The 23,681-nt window shown below is 55.4% G+C and carries 19 protein-coding genes; 16 read left to right on the top strand and 3 right to left on the bottom strand.

The window, feature by feature from the left end; all coding sequences use genetic code 11:
• The first annotated feature begins 238 nt into the window (after positions 1–238).
• A complete protein-coding gene (locus L21SP2_RS18535) occupies positions 239–403 on the top strand; it encodes a hypothetical protein (RefSeq protein WP_024267401.1) in 165 nt (54 codons plus the stop codon).
• Here the strand turns inward: L21SP2_RS18535 and L21SP2_RS04955 are convergent.
• Positions 400–3,087, bottom strand: coding sequence for an SPOR domain-containing protein (locus L21SP2_RS04955; protein WP_024267400.1), 2,688 nt, complete (start codon positions 3,085–3,087; stop codon positions 400–402). The two genes, L21SP2_RS18535 and L21SP2_RS04955, sit on opposite strands and share 4 nt — an antisense overlap.
• A 16-nt stretch (positions 3,088–3,103) precedes the next feature.
• Positions 3,104–3,634 (bottom strand): hypothetical protein, encoded by a 531-nt coding sequence (locus tag L21SP2_RS04950; protein ID WP_024267399.1) that lies wholly within the window; start codon positions 3,632–3,634, stop codon positions 3,104–3,106.
• Positions 3,635–3,737: 103 nt separating this feature from the next.
• Here L21SP2_RS04950 and loaP point away from each other — a divergent pair, with 103 nt between their 5' ends.
• From loaP to L21SP2_RS04875, 15 genes are all read left to right on the top strand, one after another.
• On the top strand, positions 3,738–4,271 hold the full coding sequence (gene loaP / locus L21SP2_RS04945; protein ID WP_024267398.1) for an antiterminator LoaP: 534 nt from the start codon (positions 3,738–3,740) through the stop codon (positions 4,269–4,271).
• Positions 4,272–4,316: 45 nt separating this feature from the next.
• Positions 4,317–5,858, top strand: a complete 1,542-nt coding sequence (locus tag L21SP2_RS04940; protein ID WP_024267397.1) for a polysaccharide biosynthesis protein — start codon at positions 4,317–4,319, stop codon at positions 5,856–5,858.
• Positions 5,842–7,305: a DegT/DnrJ/EryC1/StrS family aminotransferase gene (locus L21SP2_RS04935; RefSeq protein ID WP_024267396.1), complete on the top strand. Its 1,464-nt coding sequence runs from the start codon at positions 5,842–5,844 to the stop codon at positions 7,303–7,305. The genes L21SP2_RS04940 and L21SP2_RS04935 overlap by 17 nt, the downstream gene beginning before the upstream one ends.
• Positions 7,302–9,467, top strand: a complete 2,166-nt coding sequence (locus L21SP2_RS04930; protein WP_024267395.1) for a xanthine dehydrogenase family protein molybdopterin-binding subunit — start codon at positions 7,302–7,304, stop codon at positions 9,465–9,467. Before L21SP2_RS04935 ends, L21SP2_RS04930 begins: the two co-directional genes overlap by 4 nt.
• The gene (locus L21SP2_RS04925; RefSeq protein ID WP_024267394.1) at positions 9,457–9,951 is read left to right on the top strand and encodes a (2Fe-2S)-binding protein; all 495 of its coding nucleotides are present in this window, start codon (positions 9,457–9,459) and stop codon (positions 9,949–9,951) included. Before L21SP2_RS04930 ends, L21SP2_RS04925 begins: the two co-directional genes overlap by 11 nt.
• Positions 9,935–10,786: an FAD binding domain-containing protein gene (locus L21SP2_RS04920; protein WP_024267393.1), complete on the top strand. Its 852-nt coding sequence runs from the start codon at positions 9,935–9,937 to the stop codon at positions 10,784–10,786. The genes L21SP2_RS04925 and L21SP2_RS04920 overlap by 17 nt, the downstream gene beginning before the upstream one ends.
• A 22-nt stretch (positions 10,787–10,808) precedes the next feature.
• Positions 10,809–14,336 (top strand): DNA polymerase III subunit alpha, encoded by a 3,528-nt coding sequence (gene dnaE, locus L21SP2_RS04915; protein ID WP_024267392.1) that lies wholly within the window; start codon positions 10,809–10,811, stop codon positions 14,334–14,336.
• Positions 14,314–14,904: a YggT family protein gene (locus tag L21SP2_RS04910; RefSeq protein ID WP_024267391.1), complete on the top strand. Its 591-nt coding sequence runs from the start codon at positions 14,314–14,316 to the stop codon at positions 14,902–14,904. The genes dnaE and L21SP2_RS04910 overlap by 23 nt, the downstream gene beginning before the upstream one ends.
• 3 nt (positions 14,905–14,907) lie before the next feature.
• Entirely contained in the window at positions 14,908–17,127 is a 2,220-nt protein-coding gene (locus tag L21SP2_RS04905; protein WP_024267390.1) for an ATP-dependent DNA helicase RecG, read from the top strand.
• On the top strand, positions 17,124–17,699 hold the full coding sequence (locus L21SP2_RS04900; RefSeq protein WP_024267389.1) for an RsmD family RNA methyltransferase: 576 nt from the start codon (positions 17,124–17,126) through the stop codon (positions 17,697–17,699). Before L21SP2_RS04905 ends, L21SP2_RS04900 begins: the two co-directional genes overlap by 4 nt.
• Complete coding sequence (locus tag L21SP2_RS04895) at positions 17,696–18,853, top strand: ATP phosphoribosyltransferase regulatory subunit (RefSeq protein WP_024267388.1); 1,158 nt, start codon at positions 17,696–17,698, stop codon at positions 18,851–18,853. The genes L21SP2_RS04900 and L21SP2_RS04895 overlap by 4 nt, the downstream gene beginning before the upstream one ends.
• Positions 18,844–19,476 carry an ATP phosphoribosyltransferase gene (hisG, locus tag L21SP2_RS04890; RefSeq protein WP_024267387.1) on the top strand — a complete coding sequence of 211 codons (633 nt, stop codon included), beginning with the start codon at positions 18,844–18,846 and terminating at the stop codon, positions 19,474–19,476. Before L21SP2_RS04895 ends, hisG begins: the two co-directional genes overlap by 10 nt.
• Positions 19,469–20,059 carry an imidazoleglycerol-phosphate dehydratase HisB gene (gene hisB / locus L21SP2_RS04885; RefSeq protein WP_024267386.1) on the top strand — a complete coding sequence of 197 codons (591 nt, stop codon included), beginning with the start codon at positions 19,469–19,471 and terminating at the stop codon, positions 20,057–20,059. The genes hisG and hisB overlap by 8 nt, the downstream gene beginning before the upstream one ends.
• Before the next feature lie 54 nt (positions 20,060–20,113).
• A complete protein-coding gene (locus tag L21SP2_RS04880; RefSeq protein ID WP_024267385.1) occupies positions 20,114–20,440 on the top strand; it encodes a hypothetical protein in 327 nt (108 codons plus the stop codon).
• 96 nt (positions 20,441–20,536) lie between these two features.
• Entirely contained in the window at positions 20,537–21,757 is a 1,221-nt protein-coding gene (locus L21SP2_RS04875) for a tetratricopeptide repeat protein (protein ID WP_024267384.1), read from the top strand.
• A 123-nt stretch (positions 21,758–21,880) separates the two neighbouring features.
• Here L21SP2_RS04875 and L21SP2_RS04870 read toward each other — a convergent pair whose 3' ends face one another.
• On the bottom strand, positions 21,881–23,671 hold the full coding sequence (locus L21SP2_RS04870) for an alanine--tRNA ligase (protein ID WP_024267383.1): 1,791 nt from the start codon (positions 23,669–23,671) through the stop codon (positions 21,881–21,883).
• Positions 23,672–23,681 lie beyond the last annotated feature (10 nt).

Below are 23,681 nucleotides of genomic sequence, written 5' to 3'. Positions count from 1 at the left end.
GTCATGTGTAACATAATTACACATCTGCCATTGTGTAGATCCTGCATCTGTTGCTCGTATACAACATGAACCCAATTTCAAGGAGAAATAAGCCTGTCACAAGAAGTATCAGCATATATTTTTTCCGGACTGTCCTTGATTATCATATTTTATCAGGCGAGTCTTGCAGCAGGAGCGCCCTGGGGCGCCGCCTCAATGGGAGGTAAATATCCGGGTACATATCCTCATACTGGCATGTATGATCATTATTGTGATTTCCAGTGAAGCGAGCGCGATCTTTCACCATTACTCGGAAGAAGCCGGAAGTGTGGTCGAAGCCGAAAAAGAGGATATCCGGCTCTATAAAACCTACAGCGATTTTGTGAGCTACGGGTTTTATGTTGCCCGGAAGGGAAGGGATTAGATCCCTTCCCTGATGAAAGCATCGTTGTACCCTCGGGCACGGAACCAGTAGAGAACGGTTCCTTTTTCGTCATTGTTCAACGGTCCCACAAATACGCGGTAAATACTGGATGCTCCGGCGCTGTCTGCGGCTTTGTCCACCGGCAGCACTGCCAGGGGATATCCCGGCGCCACTTCTTCCACCATCCGCTTGGCGCTTCTGGGGTTGGCGAACGCTCCCACCTGGAGATAGTATCCCCCTGATTGAAGCGTGTTCACCAGCGGGAGGTTGGCTTCCGCCCAATTTCGGTCCGGCAGATCATCTCCCGCAGAAGCGGTTGACGAGGGAGCGGCCGGCCGTTTCAGCTCTTCGGGTTCATCGGTGCCTTCTCCGGGCCGGGGGGCGGGAGATCTGGGTTCACTCTCTTCAAGATACACAAGCAGATCAGGAGCCTCTTCTCCGGATTCTTCAGAAGCTCTTTCTGCAGGCTCTTCGTCCACAGGTTCTTCCCGGGCACCTGGTTCGCTGAGGGCAACCGAATCATCTTCGGCTTCCGTTTCCTTTAACTCAGGACTTCGAAATTCCGCTTCTTCCATGGTAATTATCACATCTTCGGGCCGTTCCCCATCCAGGGGAGTTTCCACGGTTTCTTCAGCGGGCTCGTCTTCTTTCGCCGGAGCTTCTGCGGCAACCCGTGTTTCACCGGGTTCGGGTGGCTCTGAATCGGCAAGGCGTGGTTCTTCGGCGGAGAGTCGGAGTATGCCCGCTTCTATACCGTACTGTTTCTCCAGCGGCTCGTGACCGATTTGCGGGTTTTCCCCGGACTCGGCAACAGGACGGGGAAGAGGATCCGCAGGACGTTGTTCTCCGGCAACTGCAGGTTCGCTTTCTCCCACGATATTGTCCAGATTCCGGGGTGCGGCACTGATCCGGGAGAAAGGAATACCGGGTCTGGGGTCGCTGTACTGAGCCAGGGGTACTGTATGCTCATCCAGGGGCCGGGGAGACGGTGAAGCAAGACGGATGTTGGAATCCTCGGCGGTTTCGTCGCCCCCGGCATCGGGAGATGGAAGCGCATCGGCCGCCGGAACCTCCGGATCCCCGCTGGCATCGTAGCGGAGAAAGTCCATGGCCGGAAGATCGTCTTCAAAATCGGTTCCAGGAAGTTCCTGGAGATCATCCTCCACCGTCTCATCAGATGCAAGGCGGCTCAAATCCATTTCGGCTTCCGCCAGGGGTAAATCTTCCAGCTCTTCATCATCGCTGGTGATGCGGGGAACGGTCCCGGATGCTTCCCCTCCTGCAGGAGGGAGAAAGAGGTTCCGGTCGGGATAACGTTCACGTATCCGCCGGATCCATTCCTGTCCGGGGTCTGCAAGAAGTTCCCGGGCATAGCCGTTGTCATCAGCCTCGGGGCTCTCCTGGCTTTCTGCGGTCCGGGATTCGGGCAGAGGATCCGGGACTGTGTCTTCAATAGGTTCTTCCGGTTGGTCTGTGAACTGTACCTGAGGATCCTCCGGCGGCTGCGCCTCCTGAATCGGATCTTCAGCGGGAGCTGCATCCTCGGGGAGCTGGGCAATACCGCTTTCAGGCTCCGGCTGGGGGGCGTTTATTTGTTCAGGATCATATTCCGGAGGCCAGAACACATAATCGGGCTTGGTAATTGTGAAATCGGGGCTGACGGCATTGCTGCCGTCCTGGATACGGGTTATCGCCTCCAAGATGCCCCGGGGACGGGTGGGTTCTCCTGCCTCGGGCTCCATTTCCCTGTATGCCAGGTTTCCCGTGTACGGCAGATCGCCGCGGATTGAATCCTCACGGATTTCCCCTACCCCTTCGCTGAGTCCCCGGCGGGTTCCCCGGGGGGCGGGAGATTCTTCCGCGTCCCGTGAGGACCGGTCTGGAGTTTCGGCTATCCGCGGCTGGTCCGGTGTCTGTGCCGGTGTCTGTTGCGGTGCCGGTTCTGTGGTTTGGTCGGGCGTTCGCTCTGTGGTTTCTTCTGTCGTTCGTTCGGGCGTTGGCTCGGGGGATTCTTCAGTGGCTTCAAGTCCGCTGCGTGAAAGAAAAAACTCCTCATATTCGGGTTCGCTGAGTTCCTCAAGAATTACCAGTGCGTCGTCGGAGGGTATTTCCGCCGCCTGATCGCTGCGCCGAACCGGCGGCTCCCCGGGGGTACCGTCCTGATCTTGTTGAGAGTCAGGGGAGGCGGAGGAATCATCCCCGTCGGGGCGGAGAAGAGGATTATCCACTTCGGGAATATCCGCACCCGGGTCAAACACAAAACGGTTGGGGTCGGAGATCTCCGCACCGGGGTTCTGGTCCGGGTCTGGGCTGAAGGGAAGGTCACTGCCCGAGTCCACCGAGGCCAGGCCGGGTACGCTGATGGGGCTGGCGATGAGGTTGATGGGGTTGGTGCGTTCAACACCCAGGGCCTGGGACGCCTCCTGGGACAGCAGCAGGAAGATGCCCGGCTCGTTGAGATCGTCAACGATGATCACCCGTATGCTTTCGCCGTTGGCGGGGTTGCGCACCTCCACCAGTGAGTTTCTGGAGAAACTGCTGCTGGCGGCGTAGTAGCCCTCTTCGGGAAATTCGCCGGGCCTGCTCCGGGCGGAAAGACCTTCATAGATCTCCTGGGCGGCCAGCGGCAGTCCCGAAAGTATCAAAATTAATATCAAACTGATGTATCTTATGTATCGTTTCATGCAATTTCCCCTCAGCTTAAAATAAGCTCGCCGAAGCGATGCGGTTAAGAAATATTCTTGAAGCCTCGTATCCGTTTATCTGCAGAGGCGGTTCAACCTCATATTCAATGCTGGAATCTGCAAGCGTGGCAAGGGCATCCCGCACACGGATAATTTCGTATTCAAGGGATGTGAGCTGGATACTGCTTTCATTCTGTCCGTCAAAAAACAGACGCAGGTAAATAAGCGTATCCGCTCCCCCTTCCCGGGCTATTCTGCTGCGCCTGGCCAGAAGGCTTTGGGTTTCAGCCTCGCCGGGAAGCTGTGAACCGTCCTCATAAATTTCCCCCGGGGCGTTAAATACAATATGTCCCTTATCGAACAGATCGTCCATAATCCCCGATTCAACATCCACACTGGTTTCCCTGATATAGCGGGATGAAATGAGTTCACTGTGCACGTTTAGAACCAGGTCATAACTGATCATCACGGTTCCCGCATGAAGCCCGAAACCGGGAATGAGCAAAAGCAATATTACGAGACCAAGAGGGAATTTTTGAATTTTCATGAGAATCCTCCTCTCTCAATGTCGGCAGAAGAGGCGGGGACTGTAGCGGGAGTTGACATCTCCAGTTGCTGAAAGGGATTTTTAGTGATAGGTTCAAAAAACGATGGAAATTTACGTTCTCCAGTGTCTCTCCGGCAATGAAGATCAGCTGCGGAAGAGGCTTGTACTGGCACATCCCGAGCTGGCAGAACATGTACACATTCCCCGCCGGCACATGAAAATCCGCAAACAGGGCCGGCACTTCACAAAAGAGTATATCCTTTTTCCGGGATATATCTTCCTGGAAACCGAACATCTGGAAAAGAATTATCTGGAGAGCATCAGAACCATCGATTCTGCACTGCGTATTCTGCCGGACAGCCTCCACCCCCTCCCCCTGAACAGAGGGGAACGGGAACTTCTTTCCAGACTGCTGCGGAACGGGGAAGTTCTCGGTTCCTCCGCCGTTCAGTTTGATACAAACAACCGGATACAGGTGATTCAGGGACCCCTGGAGGGACTTGAAGGTTCCATTGTGAAGGTGGACCGGAGAAAAGGACGGGCCCGGGTGCGGCTGGATATGTATGACCGGACCTTTGAAGTGGATTTCTCATTTCATGACATGAAAAAGCAGAATTCTGCCGATGTTCAGGAATAAAGCCCGTTCAGGACAATCGCTATGAATGAGCGGTGAGAGGCTGATATGTCCGATGCGGAAAGCATCCGATACAGGAAACAAGGGAGCAGCGAGGTGAGCAGTTCACATCATGAAAATCCGAAGGGGCGGATATACATCATCGGCGCAGGGTTTGCCGGTCAGACCCTGGCACGGGAGATTGAGCGGAAAGGGATTTTCGGAAACGTCGCCTCATATCTGGATGATAATAATGAGATAATCGGAAGCCATATCGATGCCATCCCCGTGTTTGGTCCGGTAAATGATATTATCCCCATGCTTGAACCCAGAGGTGACGATATGGCGATCATTGCCATGCCTTCGGTGAGCAGGGACAGAATTCGGGAGATATTTCTCCAGCTGAAACGTCAGCAGTTCAGCACCATCAAGATTCTTCCGGACATGGAGCAGATCATCGAGGGAACGGCACACCTGGTTCAAACCCGGGAGATTGATCCCCAGGACCTTCTTCTGCGCAAGCCGGTGCAGATCGGCCTGAAAGAAAGTATCAGCTACCTCAGAGGAAAGCGGGTGCTGATAACCGGCGCCGGGGGAAGCATCGGCAGCGAACTGTCACGGCAGCTTCTCCACGGAGGGGCCAGCCGGCTCTACCTCTTCGGGCACGGGGAGAACAGCATTTATGAAATAGACAGGGAACTGCGCCTCCTTCAGCAGGAGGGTGTGGGGGAAAAAGCCACCATCGTGCCGGTGATCGGCGAACTGCAGGACCCCGACTATATGGACTTTATTATTCCCCGGCTCAAGCCCGATGTGGTGTTTCACGCCGCCGCCTACAAGCATGTTCCCATGATGGAGCATAATCCGGTGATGGCGGTGAAGAATAATCTGTTCGGCACGGCACATCTTCTGAATGCATTGAAGAGCCAGTCCGGGGCCCGGCTGGTACTGATCTCCACCGACAAAGTTGTTGAGCCCACCAGCATCTACGGAGCCAGCAAGCGGCTGGCGGAGGAACTGGTGCTCAGCAGGGGGGAGGAAAGCCGGAACAACGACATTATGGTGGTCCGGTTCGGAAATGTACTGGGTTCCCGGGGAAGCATTGTACCCCTTTTCAAGAAACAGATTCTCACCGGAGGGCCGGTAACCATCACCCATCCGGAGATGCGCCGCTTTTTCATGACCATTCCCGAAGCCGCCAGTCTGGTTCTGAAAGCCGGAGGTGTGGGCACCGGCGGCACCCTGTACACCCTGGAGATGGGAGAACCTGTGATGATCCGGGATCTTGCAGAACAGATGATCCGTTTTTACGGCTTTGAACCGGACAAGGATATCACCTTCGAGTTCATCGGCGCCCGTCCCGGGGAAAAACTGGAGGAGCGTCTCCATGACGACGGGGAAACCAGCGAGCTGACGGAATTCCCCGGCATTCAGCGGGTCAGCGCCAGGGAGAACCGGGTGGATGTCGAGGCCCTCATGACCGAACTGCAGCCCCTGTGCTACCGCAGCAGGGAATTTCCCGAACAATACCGCAACCGCCGCCTTTTGCGAAGCATCATGCGAAAATATCTGCCCAGTCTGAAGGAGTACCCCGATGAACCGGAATTCTGAAGCTCAGATCCCCTACTCCAGACCGTTGCTGGGAAAAGAGGAAGAGGAGGCGGTACTCAAGGTACTGAGAAGCGGCTGGCTTACCACCGGCACCCAGGCCCTGGAGTTTGAAAAGGAGTTCACCCGGTTCATCTCGGATGTTGAATCGGCGGGGGCGGGGATGACACCGGCAGGTGCGGATGTTGAATCGGCGGGGTCTGATCCTGAAAGGGCTGAGTCCAGGCCGGCCCCGGTTTCTTCTGTGGCATCTTCTTCCGTGGCAGTTTCTTCGGCAGCGCTTTCTTCTGTGGCACTTTCTTCGGCAACCGCCGGGCTGCATCTGGGACTGGCGGCCCTGGAACTTCCCGAAGGCAGTGAAATTCTTCTGTCCCCCTACACCTTTGCCGCCAGCGCCAATGCTGTGCTGTACAACCGGCTGAAACCCCGCTTTGTGGACTGTGCTCCGGGAGGGTATCATCTGGATCCCGACCGGGCCGAGGCCCTGCTGGCATCCCGGTGGCGCTCCCGGAAGGTCCGGGGGCTGATGAGCGTGCACTTTGCGGGCTATGAACACCGGGGTGACGATATAGAGGATATCTGCAGGAATGCAGGAATCGAACTGGTGGAGGATGCGGCCCACAGCTTCCCGGCCCGGCAGCCCGGCGGCAGCAGAAGGAACGAAACACAACCGGCGATGCAGGGTGGACCCCGGCCCGGCATACAGCCCGGGATACCGGGCGGGATACAGGGCAGCAGAGGCCGCTTCGGCGTGTACTCCTTCTACGCAAACAAGACCATAACCACCGGCGAGGGGGGGATGCTGATCAGCAGGGATGAAGCGCTGCTTGAACGGGTAAAGCGCCTGCGTCTCCACGGGATCAGCCGGGAGGTGTGGTCCCGCTACACCACACCCGGAAGGGGCTGGGAGTACGATGTGGTGCTCCCGGGGTTCAAGTACAATCTGCCGGATATTCTGGCGGCCATCGGGCGGGTGCAGCTGAAGCGGGCGGATGAGTTCCTGCTGAAGCGCCGGCGGATTGCAGCACGCTACGCCCGGGCCTTTGCAGGCCGGGACTGGTGCAGCCTGCCCCCCGGAGCGGAAGACCTCCTTGAGCTGGGTGATGACAGCCTGATGGAAACCGGCCAAGCCGGCGGCGGAGAGTTCACCCACTCATGGCATATCTACAGCCTCCGGCTGCGGCTGGACAAACTGAGCATCGGCAGGGATGAGTTTATTGCCAGACTGGCCGAGAAGGGAATCGGGAGCAGCGTCCATTTTATTCCCCTCCACCTGATGAGCTACTACGGGAAATCCCTGGGACTGAAGCCCGGGGACTTCCCCAACGCCCTGGAATCGTACCAGTCAAGCATCAGTCTGCCCATTTTTCCCTCCCTCAGCGGGGAAGAAACAGAGAGAATAATTGAAGAAGCTCTGAAAATCGGAGATACTTTTTACAGAGGCATATGAAGAATAAGCGCAGCGTCCGGGATATTCTCTCGGGCAACAGCATGTTCCTTCAGGATTATCCTTTGAAGGACGGCTGGTATTGCAGAATTATCCGTTCGACCATTCTCAGGGGCAGCATTGTTTCAATACTGGTGGATCCGGAGTTTATTTCCCTGGGGGCGTATCTGATCCAGCAGAAGGATATTCCCGGAGAGACCAGCTTTCGTCTTTTCGGTGAAGAGCTGCCGGTTCTCTCGGGCAATCAGGTGCACTACTTCGGCCAGCCGATTGCCCTGCTGGTGGCGGAAAGTGAGGATCTGCTGAACTCCTGCGAGCGCCTCATCCAGATCCAGTACGAGGAGTATGATCCGCTGCCGGAAACCCTCAGCGATCCCCAGCAGATTTACCGCCAGACAGAAAAAAGCATCGGGAGTCCAGGCCTCATGTGGGAGCAGAGCGTGGAAAGCGTGGAGAGCAGTTACCACATCGGCACCCAGAGCGATACCAGCAGGGAGGTGATGGGCTGTTTCGCCGAATGGGGGCAGGACGACCTGCTGCGCCTCATCGGTCCGACCATCTGGCCTCATCTCATTGCGGACAGCCTTTCCTCGATTTTGAAACGGAAGAAGCCCCGGATTGAAATTGTCCCCACCAATCCCGGAGTGTTCCATGATCATCTACTGGTGGACGGAAGCCTCATCGCCCTCTACACCGGGGTTGCTGCGGAGCTCACCGGGAAAAATATCAAACTGATACTTTCCGAAGAGGAACGTCAGTTATTCGGAACCCGGCAGCCTCCCATTCATGTGAAGCAGCACGTGGGATTTTCCCCGGAGAGGGAAATCCTGGTGAATGACGTGATTGTCGATGTGAACACCGGGGCTTTTGCTCTGTTTTCAACGGAAATGATCAACCAGATTCTGGCCGCCGCTCCGGGGCTGTATAAGGCGCCAAGCTGGAGGGTCCGCATTCATCTGTACCGGAGCAATCTGCCTCCCATGAGTATTTTTCACGGCTTTCACGCAACTCTCATACAGATTCCCGCCGAGATTCAGGCCAACAGAATTGCGGAGCTTGAAGGCAGGGATCCCCTGGAATGGCGGAGGGAACGTCTGCTGAAAGGCGGCGATACCGCCCCGCCCCAGTGGACGCTGAAAGAGGACCTGGACAGCCAGGGCATTCTGGAACGGCTGGCCGCGGTGTCGGATTTCACCCGGAAACACTCATCTTTCGAGCTGCTGCGCAAGAGGCGGTCATCCCGGGACAGCATTGCCCGGAAAACCAGCGGCAAGAAATACCGGGGGATGGGGATGTCCTACGGATTCCAGCCCAGCGGATTCAGCCGCACAATGGAACAGCAGATCAGGCCCAGGGTACGGGTGAGCCTGGAAACCGACGGAAGCGTCCAGGGCTATGTGAATACCGCACCGGGAACCTCCGCCGCCAAAGTGTACATCAGAAATATCATCAAAGAGGAACTGGGGGTGGAGAGTGAAAAGGTGATGCTTCACACCAGCGATTCACGGGAAATTCCCGATTCAGGTCCGGTATGCCTGTCCCGTTCACTCACCGTGGTCACCGATACCTTCCGTCAGGCCTGTAAAAAGATCCAGAAGCAGCGCTTCCACAGTCCCCTGCCCATCAGCATCGAAACGTCCCTCCGCTTCCCCCGTCTTCCCGGATGGGATCAGGAAAAACTGGAAGGAGATCCGTTCCTGTACCGTTCCTACGGTGCGGCTGCGGTGGAAGTTGAGCTTGATCCGGTAAGCTTTATTCCCGAAATTCAGCGGATCTGGATGGTGGTGGATGCCCCATCCCTGTTCAATGTGAGTCAGGCCCGCTCGGCTCTGGAGGGGGGAATCATGCAGTGTCTCAACTGGATACGGGGGTATCCCAGAGAATTCAAAAACGGGGTGCTCCAGCTTCCCAGCGCCGAGTTTACCAGGGGACTGGAACACCGGAAAATTCCTGAGATTACCATAGATTTTATTCCCGGAAAGGGTGCCAGAAGCGACCGAACCAAGCAGAACGGTTTTCGGGATCTGCCGTTTGCTCTGATCCCCTCGGCCTATCTTTCGGCCCTCACCCAGGCCACCGGGGGATACTTCGACAGCATTCCCAGCGACAGTCAGGTGATCTTCAACTACATCAGGGAGAGCGAGGAGGCGGAAGATGACGATTGAATTTTATCTCAACGATGAAGAAAAATATCTGGATATTCCGCCCCAGACATCTCTTCTGGATATTCTCAGCGATCACTTTCAGCAGAAATATATTCGCCGGGGCTGCGAACGGGGTCATTGCGGCGCGTGCACGGTCCTTGTTGACGACCACCCCACCCCTTCCTGCCTCCTCCCGGCATTCAACCTGCCCGGACGTCATGTTGAGACCCTCAGCGGACTCATTGAACGGGAGGAGTTCACTCATATTGAAACCGCATTTCTCCGGGCGGGATTCTATCCGTGCAAGTACTGCGCCCCCACGAAAATCATTCTCACTGAGTCCATCCTCCGGAGAGATGAAAGTCAGCCCGATGAGAAAACCATTCTCCATTACGTGGGAGAAAACTGGTGCGGCTGTACCTCCCAGGGCAGTTTTGTAAAAGCAGTACAGATCGCCGACAGTTTACGGCGGAAACGGAGGGCGATGAATGCGAATCGCCGCTAATCAGAAGGTATTCAGCCCCCGGAGTCTCAACGATGCCCTGTCCATTATTAAACGGCGGCCGGGATGCAGGATATTCGCCGGGGGAACCCATGTACAGACTGCCGCTGCTGGAAAGGCCCGGATTCAGCAGGATATTCTCAGCCTTCACAATATAGAAGAGCTTCGGAGAATTTACCGCAGCGACCGGCTTCTGGAGCTGGGTAGCATGGTGACCCTGGAGCGGCTGATCCGCCTGGACGATGCCATTGTTCCCAAAGGTCTCCGGGACACCATCCTGGCCATCCCCCAGCCGGGAATCCGCAGCCTTGGAACTGTGGGGGGGAATATTCTGGTGAACCCCAGGTATCTGTCGGCGTTTTATTATTTCAGTCTATCCGACGGGAGTGCAGAACTGCGGGGTCCCAACGGCAGCAGATGGGTGAGCATTGCCAAGCTGCGCAACAGTGAAAATCAGGTGAATATCAATTCGGAAATACTCACCCGGGTACGGCTTCCCATTAATGTGTGGAGCCACCAGATTTTCCGTAAATACGATTCCCGGGAAAACGGTATGGAGTACGGCTTCTGCGGGCTGGCATCGGTGCACCGGGGCATGCTTGAGGAGATCCGGGTGTCCTATGTGTTCAGCGAACTGCCCCAGATGCGCAACAGGAACGCCGATTCTCTGCTCACCGGCAAACGGCTGCCTCTTCAGGACAGGGATGTCCGCAGCTACATTAAGAGTTTCAACAATAAATGGAGCGACCATGTTCCCGAATATCTGGACGATGAATTAATGCACACCAGGCTGCGGAATCTTTCCGCCTGGTTTATTCACAGTTTGAATAAATCCTGATATACCTGTACCCGGAGGGTTCATGAAGGATTTTGTTCATCTGCACAATCACTCGGATTTCAGTCTGCTGCGGGCCACATCCACGGTGAGCGGTCTGGTGACCAGGGCCAGGAATATGAATATGCCCGGAATTGCGCTCACCGACGACGGCAACCTGTTCGGGGCATACCGCTTTTATCAGGAATGCAGAAATGAACCCGGGATCAATCCCATTATCGGCTGTGATTTCTTCATGGCTTCGGACAGCCGTCACAGCAAATCCGCAAGTGAAAACTCCAAGCACTACCAGCGAATTGTTCTTCTGGCCAAAAATGACAGAGGATACCGGAACCTGATCAAGCTCTCCTCCATGGGCTACACCGAAGGTTTCTACTATAAACCCCGGATCGACAAGGAGCTGCTGGAAGCTCATCATGAAGATCTCATCGCCCTTTCCGGAGGCCTGGGGGGGGAAATTCCCCAGCTCATTTCCCGTAACCGGGTGGATGAGGCCCGGGAAGCCGCCGCATGGTACGCAGACCTTTTCGGGAAGGATCATTTTTATCTGGAGCTCACAGACCACGGTATCGCCGATCAGCAGACGGTGAACCGCAGCCTCATTGAGTTTTCCCGGGACATGAACCTGCCGCTGGTGGCCACCAACGACAGCTATTATCTGGAACCGGAGGACGCACACGCCCACGACGTGATGCTGTGCATCGGGAACAAGCGGAAAATCAATGAGCCGGGACGCTTCAAGTTCAGCTCCGACCAGTTTTACCTGAAATCCCCGGAAGAGATGTGGCGGATATTCGGAGAACATCCCCAGGCTCTGACAAATACCATGAAGATCAATGAGATGATCGACATCCAGATGGAGCTACCCGGTCCCCTCCTGCCGGATTACGATATTCCCCAGGAATTTGAAGGACCGGATAATTATCTCAGACATCTCTCCAATGAGGGGCTGAAAAACCGCTATGAAGAGATTACCGATGAGATGCGCAAGCGGCTGGATTACGAGCTGGATATTATCATCAGCATGGGATTCACCGGCTATTTTCTCATTGTGTGGGACTTCATCCGCTACGCCAAGGATCATGACATTCCCGTGGGGCCCGGGCGGGGTTCGGGTGCAGGAAGCATTATCGCCTACTGTCTCGAGATTACCGACATAGACCCCTTGAAGTACGGTCTGCTGTTCGAGCGGTTTCTCAATCCCGAGCGTGTGAGCATGCCCGACTTCGATATCGACTTCTGCTTTGAACGGCGTCAGGAGGTGATCGACTACGTCACCAGGAAATACGGCACCGAGAAAGTGGGGCAGATCATCACCTTCGGAACCCTCAAACCCAAGGCGGTGATCCGGGATGTGGCCCGGGTGCTGGACTTCTCCTACGATGAAGCGGACCGGATCGCCAAACTGATCCCCGACGGGCCCAAAATCACCATAGAAAAGGCCCTGGAAGAGGAACCCAAGCTCCAGGAGCTCTACGACTCCGGCGGCGGCTACCGGGAACTGATCGATGTTTCCAAGCGGCTTCAGAAACTGAACCGCCATGCGTCCACCCATGCGGCGGGTATCGTCATCGGAAAAGACGAACTCACCGAGTACGTTCCCCTGTTTCGGGACCCCAAAACCGGAGCCATCTCCACCCAGTACACAATGGATCAGCTGGAGGACAACGGGCTGGTAAAGATGGACTTTCTGGGGCTGAAAACCCTCACCCTGATCCGGAACACCGAAAAACTGATCGCACAGACCGGGGTGGAAGTGGATACCGCAACTATTCCCGAGGATGATGAGGCCACCTACAAACTGCTGGGGGAAGGACTGAGTTCCGCGGTGTTCCAGTTTGAATCCGAAGGGATGCAGAACATTCTCAAGGAAGCCAAACCCAACTGCATAGAGGACCTTATCGCCCTGAACGCCCTCTACCGGCCCGGTCCCATGGATAATATTCCCCAGTTCATCGAGTCCAAGTGGGGCCGAACCGCCATTATCTATCCCCATGAAAACCTGGAAGCAGTGCTGAAAGAAACCTACGGAGTTATTGTCTACCAGGAACAGGTAATGGAGACGGTACGGATTATCGGGGGATTCAGCCTGGGTAAAGCGGATATTCTCCGCCGGGCAATGGGGAAGAAGAAAGAGAAGGATATGGCCCGGATGCGGGTTGAGTACATGGAGGGTGCAAAAGAGAAGGGAATTGACGAGCAGACAGCCGACGGCATCTTCGAGCTGCTCAAGCCCTTTGCCGGCTACGGTTTCAACAAAAGCCATGCCGCAGCCTACTCTGTGCTGGCGTATAAGACCGCATATCTTAAGGCAAATTACCCCGCCCAGTTCATGGCCGCCAACCTTACCAATGAGATTGACCACCCGGACAAATTCGCCGATTACCTGGGCGAGGCCCGGATTATGGGAATTGATATTCTTCCTCCCGATGTAAATGACTCGGACAAGTATTTCACCGTAGTGGACGGAAATATCGTATTCGGTCTCATGGGTATCAAAGGGGTGGGATCCTCCGCAGTGGATGAAATCCTCAGAGAACGGGAAGAGAACGGTTCCTTCACCTCCATGGATAATTTCCTGGAACGGGTGGATTTGAAGACGGTGAACCGGCGGGTAATCGAAACCATGGTTCAGTGCGGGGTTTTCGACCGGGTGTTCCCCTCCAGGAAGGGAATTCTTGAAAAGATAGAAGAGCTTCTGGAAATTGCCGTGAGCAAGAAGGACGGAAAGCGCTTCGGACAGACCGGTCTGTTCGATGATTCCCCCGCCGAAGCGTATCCTGAGCTGGTGCTTGATGACAGCATGGAGTATGACCTGGCGGACCGTCTGGGCTGGGAGCGGGAGCTGATCGGGTATTATTTCAGCGGCCATCCCATGGACAGTTACAAAAATGAATGGGTGCAGTCCAGCACCCTGGATCTCGCCCAGCTGACCCGTGCCCGGGCGGGGGAGATATACGCGGTGGTGGGGCTGATAACCCAGTACCGGGCGGTGATGACCAAACGTGGAAACAGGATGAGTTTCGGCACCCTGGAGGACTATCGGGGTGAAATTGATTTCGTCCTCTTCCCTGAAACATTTGCATCGTTCAGCGAAATGGTGCAGCCCGATGCAGTGCTGGGGATGATGGGCGAGGTGGATCTCAGCCGTGACAAACCTCAAATGGTGGTGAAAGAGATCCGTCTTCCCGCTGATATGGACAGGAAGGATAACGGAAGCATTCATATAAAATTGAAAACCGTACCCGAACAAGAGAATGACCTGCTTTCCTTGAGGGAACTGATAAACGACAGCCCCGGCAACTGTCCCGTGCTCATTCATGTTCCCGCAGGGGACGGCGAACGGATCATTCGGGCCACCAGTCACCTTCAAATCAGCAGCCCCGGTGCAGCGGCACTCGAAACACACCCCCTTGTTGAGCGGGTCTGGAAAGAGTATCTTGAAACCACCATAGAAGACCTGCATGAAGCCTCCGGAACGGGACAGGCCCTGCCGGAAGCACATCCGGAAACTGAAGAAGGAGCGGACCATGAATCCCTATCGCGTGTTTGAATTTGCAAGCTACCTCATAGATTTTTATTTGCTGATAATCTCCCTGCGGATCATCCTTTCCTGGTTTGCAGGAGATCTGCAGATGCCGGGAGTGGATCTGCTCAGACGGGTAACCGATCCCTATCTGAATCTGTTCCGGGGCGCAGGATTTCTCCGGGTGGGTTTCATCGATTTCAGCCCCCTTCTGGGAATCTTTTTTTTGATATTCGTCTCCAATCTGTTTAAGACATACGCCAGCGGGCTTATCGCCGTGTCTGTAACCCTGGCGGTACTGGTGCAAACCGTATTTTACGGAGTCAGTTCCATTATCACTCTGTTTGCCATCATCGCCCTGATCAGGGTGGTGGGGCTGTTTATCCATGCAAGCAGTGTGGATACCCTGTGGTACCGTTTGGACAGTTTTCTCCAGCCTCTGATCTCCCGGATATTCGCGAAACTCCTTCCCGGCAGATCTCTTCCCTGGGGGACCGCCCTGGGTCTGTTTCTTGCCCTTTGTTTTGTGGTGAGCATTCTTCTCAGAGTGGCGGCGGGACCGATTATCGGACTGATTCAACGCATTCCCTTTTAATACATGTCCCTGGAAATTCTCACAGCAGCCGGCGGGATGCTGAATGCTCCGGCAGTCCCCTCCCTGGAAGAACTTCCGGGGGTGGGGAAAAAGCGTCTGGAGGCTCTGGAAAAGCGGAACATTCACGACCAGCTGGATCTCATTTTCCGTCTTCCCACAGGCTACACCGACCGCAGAACGGCAAAACCCCTGAACTCCCTCTACGGCTCATCCGGCAAAGGGATGGTGCACACCAGGATTACCGTGCTTCATCTGGATTATTTCTATGCCCGGGGAAAAAAGGTTCCGAAAATCTGGGTGGATGACGGCAGCGCCCGGGGAGCCCTGCTCTGTTTCGGCCGTCCGTTTCTGGGCCGACAGGCCGTTCCCGGAAGCGAGTGGCTTCTCAGCGGCAGCTTCAACCTCCGCCACGGTGAAATTCAGAGCTCCTCCTTTGAACTGGTTTCGGGTAAAAATCAGGCGGATTTTTTCCGGATTCAACCCAGATATTCCGCCGTTCCCGGCATACCGGCCATGGTTCTCAACAAGCTCCATGACGCAGCCCTGAACCGCTGCCGCAGCCTGATTGCAGACCAGCCCCGTTTTGCCGGTTCCGGAGATTTTCCCGGCGAACTGAAAACCCTGGAACTTCCTGACCTTCCCACCGCCCTGGAATACCTTCACCGGCCGGAAACCGTTAACCAGCCCTCCAGGGGCAGACGCCGCCTGGCATATGCCGAGCTGAAAGCCCTGTACTTCCAGCGCAACAAAAGCGCTGCGCCCGGATCCGGGGAGGGCGGCGGCACCGCACCCGAGCCCGGGCCCGGGCCCGGTACTTCAAGGCCCGTCCGGGCCCGCGGCCCCGGACGCCCAGACACCGGCCCCCGCTCCGGACACCCAGACACCGGCCTGCGCCCCGGTCCGGTTCTCGGCACGCGCCCCGGACACCCAGACACCGGCCGCAGCCCCGGACACCCGGGACCCGGCACGCGCCCCGGCGGCGGCTGCAGCCAAAAACTCATGAGTTCCCTGCCCTTTTCCCTGACAGCCGACCAGCTGTCGGTGTATGCAGGGCTGGCGGATGCGTTCCTCCGCTCCCCGGAGACCCACCTTCTTCAGGGTGATGTGGGAAGCGGTAAAACCCTGGTGGCCCTGCTGGCGGCGCTGGATATTATGGAGGCGGGGGGACAGGCGGCCTTTATGGTACCCACGGAAATTCTTGCCCGGCAGCATCTGCAATCCACACGCAGGCTGTTCGCCCGTGCCGGGCTGGAGGACTCTTACCTGAGTCCCCGCCTCTACATTGCCGATATGCCGGAGGAAGAAAAAGAAACCTGCCGCCGGGAAATGGAAGAAGGCGGTGCCGGGCTGGTGATCGGCACCCACAGCCTCTTCTCCCGGAACGTGTCGTTTCAGTCTCTGAAGCTGGTGATTATCGATGAGCAGCACCGTTTCGGCGTTGCCCAGCGGGGGGAACTGAGCAGAAAGGCCGAGAACCCTCACGTGCTCATGCTCAGCGCAACTCCCATCCCCCGGACCCTCACCATGACCCTTTTCAACAATATGAGGCTGTGGACCATCCGGAGCATGCCCGGAGGAAGAAAACCGATTCACACCCACCTTGCGGTAATGGGCAAGGAAGAGAAAGTGTACCGCGCCGTCGGAGAGCTTCTGGCCCGGGGCGAACGGGCATACTTCGTGTACCCGCGCATCGAGTCCGACGGCAATGAACATGAGCAGGGCCTGAAATCCGCTGAAGAGATGTATGAGCAGCTGAAACGCCGCTTCCCGGGTGTTTCTGTGGGGCTGGTTCACGGCCGCCAGGATATGCTCACCCGCCAAAAGGAGATGGAATCCTTCCAGGAGGGGGTGCACCGGATCCTTGTGGCCACAAGCGTGGTGGAGGTGGGGCTGGATGTGCCGGAAGCAACCGCTATGGTGATCGAGCATGCAGAGCGATTCGGTCTTGCGGCCCTCCATCAGCTTCGGGGAAGGGTGGGAAGAGGAGCCCTTCAATCTTACTGTTATCTGGTGTATGATCATCGGCTCACAACGGATGGAAAGAAGCGGCTGCGGATCATGAAGGAACATACCGACGGATTCGTCATAGCAGAGGAGGATCTGCAGATCCGCGGACCGGGAAATATTGCGGGAGTGGAGCAATCCGGGTATCTTGACCTGGAATACGCTTCGCTGTACGGCGACCGCGACCTCATAGAGGCGGCGGCAAGGAGTTTTTCATGAGAATAACCGGAGGAGAGTTTGCCGGACGCAGAATCCATTGTCCTCCGGGCACCATCCGGCCTGCGATGGACCGGATGAGGGAAGCGGTGTTTTCATCCCTGGGGCCTCTCAACGGGCTTACGTTCCTGGATCTGTTCAGCGGATCGGGAATCATCGCCCTTGAGGCTGCTAGCAGGGGAGCGTCCCGGGTACATTCGGTGGAGCGGGACCGCCGGAAAAAGGATATGCTGAAGGAAAACCTTGGCATTGCCGGGGATCATTGCAGCTTCACCCTGGGGGCGGTGGAACGGTTCATCATGACCCGGCAGGAACGGTTTGATATTATATTTCTGGATCCCCCCTTCCCCTACAAGCATAAAAACGACCTGCTGAAAAAACTGATCAATTCAGCCCTGGTCGGTCCGGAAACTCGTGTGCTGATGCATTTTCCTGCAGAGGATCGGATCCGCTCGGAATTCCAGGACACAGACGGGCAGAAATCGCTCGTATTTGAAAAAGAAAAAAAATTCGGCCGTTCCCGGGTCTATTATTTCCGGGTGATGCGGCCCCAGGCCCAACAGGAGGTACCGTGAATACCAAGGCAATGCTGCAGCTTCCCCCCGGATCAGCCGGGCTCTTTCTGGAAGAAGCGGCACGACACCAACAGGCCATTGATGTGACCAACAGATTGTACTCCCAATGGGGATACACCATTGTCCAGACCCCCATGGTGGACTTTTTTGACGCCCACAGCCATATGCTTACTGCAGCGGAGCAGAGCAGGCTCTACCGTCTTATCGGACGCGACGGGGAAGTTCTGATGCTCCGCTCGGATATCACCATCTTTCTGCTGAAGCATTTTCAGAGTCTGCTGAAGGGTGCGGAATTCCCCGTCCGTCTGGCCTACAGCGACAGCATTCTCCGTCATGAGGACAGCATCGATATATCCCGGAACGAACATTACCAGAGCGGCGCCGAACTGATCGGCGGTGAAATCATGGACTCGGATCTTGAAATCCTTCTCATGCTCAGCGAACAGCTGAATGCCCTGGGACTTGAACGTCCGGCGGTACACATCGGCAGCAGACGGATATTCAACCAGATATTCAAGGAGATCGAATCGCGATCCCTTCTGCGGGAAATTGAAGCGGCCATACTGGAACGGGACTGGAAGGCCGTGGAGCCTCTGACTTCCGATATTTTCGATGCCGAAACCGCCCGCACCATCGGCCGGCTGTTTTCCATGATCAGCGACATTCACAGCCCCCCGGGCAATTCAGGGGAAACGGGCAGCGAAGCGGAAAAGGACCGACTCAAGGAGCTGATGAGTCTTGCCGAGGATCCCCGGATCGCACAGCTGGCCCCGGGAATCAGCGGTGATATCAGCTATCTGGGAGAACTGTGTTCCACGGTATCCGAATACTTTCCCCGGATGCAGTTCCGGGTTGATCTGTCGGAGATCGGCCAGCGTCATTATTACTCGGGAATGGTGTTTCAGGTGTACGCCAGTGGAATCCCCTACGGGATCGCCTCGGGGGGGCGCTATGATGACCTGATTGAAGAGATGGGAATGAGCAGCGGGGCCGTGGGTTTCAGCATTATGCTCAGCGCCCTTGGAGGGATGAATCCCCAGGGGAACCCTTCAGAGCCCCGGCGCCTGTCACGGGAAGAACCTGAAATGAACTTCCGCAGCCGATACGAGAAGGCCCGGGAAATGCGGAAAAATGGAGGCAGCGTATGTCTGTAGATACCCCTCTTACCCTGGCCCTGCCCAAAGGCAGGCTGGAAGAACAGGTACGGGAACATTTCGCGAAAGCGGGAATTGAATATCACTTTGAAAAGCGGAAACTTGTGGCCCGGGATAAGGATAAACGCCTTGAAATCTTCCTGGTGAAGAACGCCGATCTGCCCACATATGTGCATCACGGAATCGCCGGACTTGGTGTGTGCGGGGAAGATGTGCTGTATGAGGCAGGAGTGCCGCTTCACCGGCTGAAGGAGCTGCCCTTTGGAAGTACCCGCATGTGTCTGGCCGGCCCCAAAGGCGCATCCATCGATGTGAGTGAACAGGGGCTGAAAGTAGCCACCAAGTTTACCCGGTTCACCCGGGATTACTTCCATAATCAGAATATTCCCGTGGAGATGGTGAAACTCAACGGCTCGGTGGAACTCGCTCCGGTGCTGGGCCTTACCCCCTATATTGTGGACCTGGTTGAGACCGGAGGAACCCTGAAAGCCAATAATCTGGAAGTGCTCCAGGAATTGAGCAGCATTCGGGTGCATCTTGTGGCAAATCCCGCCTATTACAAGTATCATTACCGGGAAATTGAACATTTCCTTGAAATTCTGGAGGCTGCGGGAGATGAGTGAATCACGAAAAGTAGATATAGAACGGAACACCGCCGAGACCCGAATAAGGCTGAGTCTGGATCTGGACAGCAAATTCCGGCCGGAAATTGACACCCCCCTGCCCTTCTTCTCCCACATGCTTACCGCAATGGCCTGGCACGGCGGGTTCGGACTGAAGATTCAGGCAGCCGGCGATGTTGAAGTGGACCCCCACCATTTGGTGGAGGATGTGGGCATTGTTCTGGGAGATGCCTTTCAGCGTCTTCTGGGTGAGCAGGCTGTACAGCGCTACGGTGAGCGCCGCATCCCCATGGACGATGCATTGAGCGAAGCGGTGATCGATGCGGCAAACAGACCCTTTCTGGTCTACAAGGCGGATTTTCCCCAGCCCTACAGCGGCAGCTTCGACATGAGTCTGTTCCGGGAGTTCTTCTACGCATTAGCTCATAACGGCAGACTGAACGTTCATCTGATCTGTCATTACGGCGACAATTCGCACCATATGATTGAAGCCCTCTTTAAAGCCCTGGGGAAGGCCCTGGCACAGGCCTATACTCCGGTTCCCGGAGCCCGGGCCGATATGTCAACCAAAGAAGCCCTGTAATGTCTCTGTTGATATATACGGAAAGGGGGGCTACACTTAACTTTGGGACCTGTTATGGATATTGATAAGCTCAAATTTCCCGGCGAAGGGCTCATAAAAACGGCCCCGCCCAAAACTGCAGCCCTCAGCAGGGAGAAGAGGTCGGCACTGATCCGCAAGGGTAATGAGCTGTACAATTCCGGCAATATCGAACAGGCCAAACGGGTGTTTCTCACCGTTCACTATACCGACGGTCTAATCCGCATCGGGGATCACTACTATAAACAGAACCGCTTTCTTCAGGCGCTGCAGATGTACATAATTGCCCCGGAAAATCGCAAACGTGAACAAATCGTTGAAAAAATGTCCCGTATCGTTCAAAACTGGTTAGCAGAATCATAGATATTAGCTATAATATTTGCACTATCTTGTGGTCTCTGACCACGATCAGGTAAAAAGCGCGGTAGCTGAATGCCGCACATATAAAAAAGGATTTGTATGTCAGGTTTCAGGACAGATGTAAAAGAAGATCATGGGGCGGATGACGGTAAATCCTCTTCCCTTCACAATGATCATTTGGAAATCGATGTAAAAGAAACCTCTGCCTGCCATTCGGCCGATCAGGATGAGGATGAATATGCAGAGATCGCCAATCTCTCACGGCAGGGGTATCAGCTGCTGAAAAAGGGGCAGAGTTCAGAGGCAATTTCCTGTTTTCGGGAAATCATTGAAACTGACCCCAGGAATAATTATGCCCTGGTGGGGATCGGTGATTCGTACCGGAAAAAGCGGCGCTTCCAGGAAGCCACCCAGTACTACCAGCGCTGTCTGGATTACTACCCGGAAAATAACTATGCCCTCTTCGGTCTGGCGGACTGCTACCGCAGTCTGAAACAGTTTCACCGGGCCATATCAGTGTGGGAGCGCTACCTGAAACTGGACGACAGAAATGTCACCGTGCTCACAAGGGTCGCCGATGCATACAGGAAGGTGAAAAACCTGGAGCGCTCCGAGGCGATCTATCTTCAGGTACTGGAGATGGAAGCGGACAACGCATACGCCCTCATCGGCCTGGGACATCTCCACTATGACTTCAAAAATTTTGAGAAGGCCCTCTCCTATTGGATGCGGATGCATGATATTCAGGGAGACAGGGTGGACATACGGGTGCTTACCAGCATCGGAAACTGTCACAGAAAGCTGAAACAGTTCGATGAAGGATCCCTATACTTTGAAAAGGCCCTGGAGAAAGAACCGAAAAACTTTTATGCCCTCTTCGGTCTGGCTGACTGCCATCGGGGAATGAATGAGCCCCACCGAAGTCTGAACTACTGGAATAGAATTCTGGATAAGGATCCGGAAAACAAGGTGATACTCACCCGTGCCGGCGATGCATACCGCAAACAGGGCAACCTTGATGAAGCGGAAAACTATTATCACCGGGCGCTGAACATTGAATATGACACCTACGCAGTCCTTGGGCTGGCTACGGTGAACAAGCACCGTGGCCGCTATGAAGATGCCGCCCGGAGTCTTGAAGGTCTTTTGAAGAACGAGACCCGGATATTCCGGATCTACCCCGAGCTGATGGAGTGTTACGTCCAGCTGAAAGACCAGCATTCCGCCCGGGATTTGATGCAGCGTTTCTCACGGATTCGGGGCGTACATCAGAATGTGCAGAAGCTCATGCAGGATTATCAGCGGGATCTGGGCATATAACCGGGCTCATAGCCCGCTGTCCGCCCGCCGCCGATGGGCGGCTGCGGACTGCCAGATACTGGACGACGGCAGCAGACAGAGGACGACGGAAGCGGCGGCAAAACCTCCGCTTCCCGGAAAAGCCTATCGGATGAGAACCGCCTTGATCCGACGTACGCCCTGGGAACTGGACTGTTCCTTTTTTATCTTGAACCGGCCGAGAGCCCCGGTATGCTCCACATGGGGACCGCCGCACACTTCTTTGGAGAAGTCGCCGATACTGTACACCTTCACAACCTCATCGTATTTATCGCCGAACAGGGCAATCGCGCCGGAATTCCGGGCTTCTTCAAGGGTCATGCTGGTGTAGCTTATGGGCAGGTCGCGCTCGATCTGCCGGTTAACTATCTCTTCAACTTTTGCAATTTCTTCGGGAGACATCTTTTCAGGATGGGAAAAATCAAACCTCAGCCGTTCGGTGGTGATATTGCTTCCCTTCTGAGCCACATGTTCGCCCAGCACCTGTCGGAGGGCTGTATGCAGCAGATGGGTTGCCGTATGAAGTGCCGTGGTGGCCTCTCCATGATCGGCAAGCCCGCCTTTGAAGGAAGCATTGGTATCCATCTTGGATTTTTCCTGATGTTTTTTAAACGCCTCATCAAAGCCTTCAACATCAACATCGAAGCCGTGTTCACCGGCAAGTTCCCGGGTGAGCTCCAGAGGAAATCCGTAGGTATCGTAAAGCTTAAAGGCCAGACGTCCGGGAATGATCCTCTTGCTGCCCTTGAGAAGATTGGGAAGCATCTTTTCAAACTCATGCTCGCCCTTTCTCAAGGTTTTCAGGAACTTTTCCTCTTCCATGATCAGTTCATGCTGAATCTTCTCCCGGCGGTCAGCCAGTTCAGGATAAAAATCCTTGTATACGTCGATGACAATTGAGCTGAGCTCAGCCATGAACGCCTTTTCCAGCCCCAGTTTCATTCCGTGGCGGATGGCCCGGCGGATGAGCCGGCGCAGAATGTAGCCCTGGCCCAGGTTGGAGGGGCTTACGGCGGCATCATCACCCAGAATGAACGTTGCGGTTCGTACATGATCGGTGATCACCCGAATTGACCGGTCTCCTTCATCTTCGCTTGAGGCATAGCTTCTGCCTGACAGTTTCTCGATGGCGGCAATAATGGGCTGAAAGAGTTCGGTTTCGTAAACCGATTTTTTTCCCTGGAGAATAGCCACTGTGCGCTCAACACCCATGCCCGTATCCACGCATTTCCGATCCATGTTCTCGAAGCTTCCGTCTTCGGTTTTCCGGTACTGCATGAATACGTCGTTCCAGATTTCAAGCCACTTTCCGTCGGAAATACCCGGCCGGCTCTTTTCCGTGCCGGGAATGCCGGTGTCGATGAACATCTCGGTGTCGGGTCCGCAGGGCCCGGTCTGTCCCGGGGGGCCCCACCAGTTGTCTTCCTTGGGAAGGTAGTAAATGCGGTCTTCGGGAATTCCCAGTTTCTTCCACAAAGCGGCACTGGTTTCGTCCCTGGGGGAATCATCATCTCCCTGAAAAACAGTTACCGCCAGCTGGCCGGGGTCAATGCCCAGCCACCGGGGAGAAGTGAGAAACTCCCAGCTCATGCTGATTGCTTCTTCCTTGAAATAATCACCCAGACTCCAGTTCCCCAGCATTTCAAAAAACGTAAGATGGGAGGAGTCGCCCACTTCGTCGATATCACCTGTACGAATACACTTCTGGACATTCACCAGCCGGGTTCCCCCGGGGTGTTCTTCCCCCAGAATATAGGGGACCAGAGGGTGCATCCCCGCAGTGGTGAACAGCACCGTGGGATCGTTCTCGGGAATCAGACTCTTACCGGAAATTTCCGTGTGGTTCTTGCTTGTAAAAAATTCAATATATTTCTGTTTCAGTTCTTTGGCTGTCATAGTGGGATAT

Source organism: Salinispira pacifica (assembly GCF_000507245.1).
In the GTDB taxonomy this organism is placed as follows: Bacteria; Spirochaetota; Spirochaetia; order DSM-27196; family Salinispiraceae; genus Salinispira; species Salinispira pacifica.
This window is presented reverse-complemented; position numbering and strand designations above follow the sequence as displayed.

What these genes read in the sequence shown, in the direction of transcription:
- L21SP2_RS18535 (WP_024267401.1), top strand. Translation starts at nt 239, where the DNA reads ATGATCATTATTGTGATTTCCAGTGAAGCGAGCGCGATCTTTCACCAT.
- L21SP2_RS04955 (WP_024267400.1), bottom strand. Translation starts at nt 3,087, where the DNA reads ATGAAACGATACATAAGATACATCAGTTTGATATTAATTTTGATACTT.
- L21SP2_RS04950 (WP_024267399.1), bottom strand. Translation starts at nt 3,634, where the DNA reads ATGAAAATTCAAAAATTCCCTCTTGGTCTCGTAATATTGCTTTTGCTC.
- loaP (WP_024267398.1), top strand. Translation starts at nt 3,738, where the DNA reads ATGGAAATTTACGTTCTCCAGTGTCTCTCCGGCAATGAAGATCAGCTG.
- L21SP2_RS04940 (WP_024267397.1), top strand. Translation starts at nt 4,317, where the DNA reads ATGTCCGATGCGGAAAGCATCCGATACAGGAAACAAGGGAGCAGCGAG.
- L21SP2_RS04935 (WP_024267396.1), top strand. Translation starts at nt 5,842, where the DNA reads ATGAACCGGAATTCTGAAGCTCAGATCCCCTACTCCAGACCGTTGCTG.
- L21SP2_RS04930 (WP_024267395.1), top strand. Translation starts at nt 7,302, where the DNA reads ATGAAGAATAAGCGCAGCGTCCGGGATATTCTCTCGGGCAACAGCATG.
- L21SP2_RS04925 (WP_024267394.1), top strand. Translation starts at nt 9,457, where the DNA reads ATGACGATTGAATTTTATCTCAACGATGAAGAAAAATATCTGGATATT.
- L21SP2_RS04920 (WP_024267393.1), top strand. Translation starts at nt 9,935, where the DNA reads ATGCGAATCGCCGCTAATCAGAAGGTATTCAGCCCCCGGAGTCTCAAC.
- dnaE (WP_024267392.1), top strand. Translation starts at nt 10,809, where the DNA reads ATGAAGGATTTTGTTCATCTGCACAATCACTCGGATTTCAGTCTGCTG.
- L21SP2_RS04910 (WP_024267391.1), top strand. Translation starts at nt 14,314, where the DNA reads ATGAATCCCTATCGCGTGTTTGAATTTGCAAGCTACCTCATAGATTTT.
- L21SP2_RS04905 (WP_024267390.1), top strand. Translation starts at nt 14,908, where the DNA reads ATGTCCCTGGAAATTCTCACAGCAGCCGGCGGGATGCTGAATGCTCCG.
- L21SP2_RS04900 (WP_024267389.1), top strand. Translation starts at nt 17,124, where the DNA reads ATGAGAATAACCGGAGGAGAGTTTGCCGGACGCAGAATCCATTGTCCT.
- hisG (WP_024267387.1), top strand. Translation starts at nt 18,844, where the DNA reads ATGTCTGTAGATACCCCTCTTACCCTGGCCCTGCCCAAAGGCAGGCTG.
- hisB (WP_024267386.1), top strand. Translation starts at nt 19,469, where the DNA reads ATGAGTGAATCACGAAAAGTAGATATAGAACGGAACACCGCCGAGACC.
- L21SP2_RS04880 (WP_024267385.1), top strand. Translation starts at nt 20,114, where the DNA reads ATGGATATTGATAAGCTCAAATTTCCCGGCGAAGGGCTCATAAAAACG.
- L21SP2_RS04875 (WP_024267384.1), top strand. Translation starts at nt 20,537, where the DNA reads ATGTCAGGTTTCAGGACAGATGTAAAAGAAGATCATGGGGCGGATGAC.
- L21SP2_RS04870 (WP_024267383.1), bottom strand. Translation starts at nt 23,671, where the DNA reads ATGACAGCCAAAGAACTGAAACAGAAATATATTGAATTTTTTACAAGC.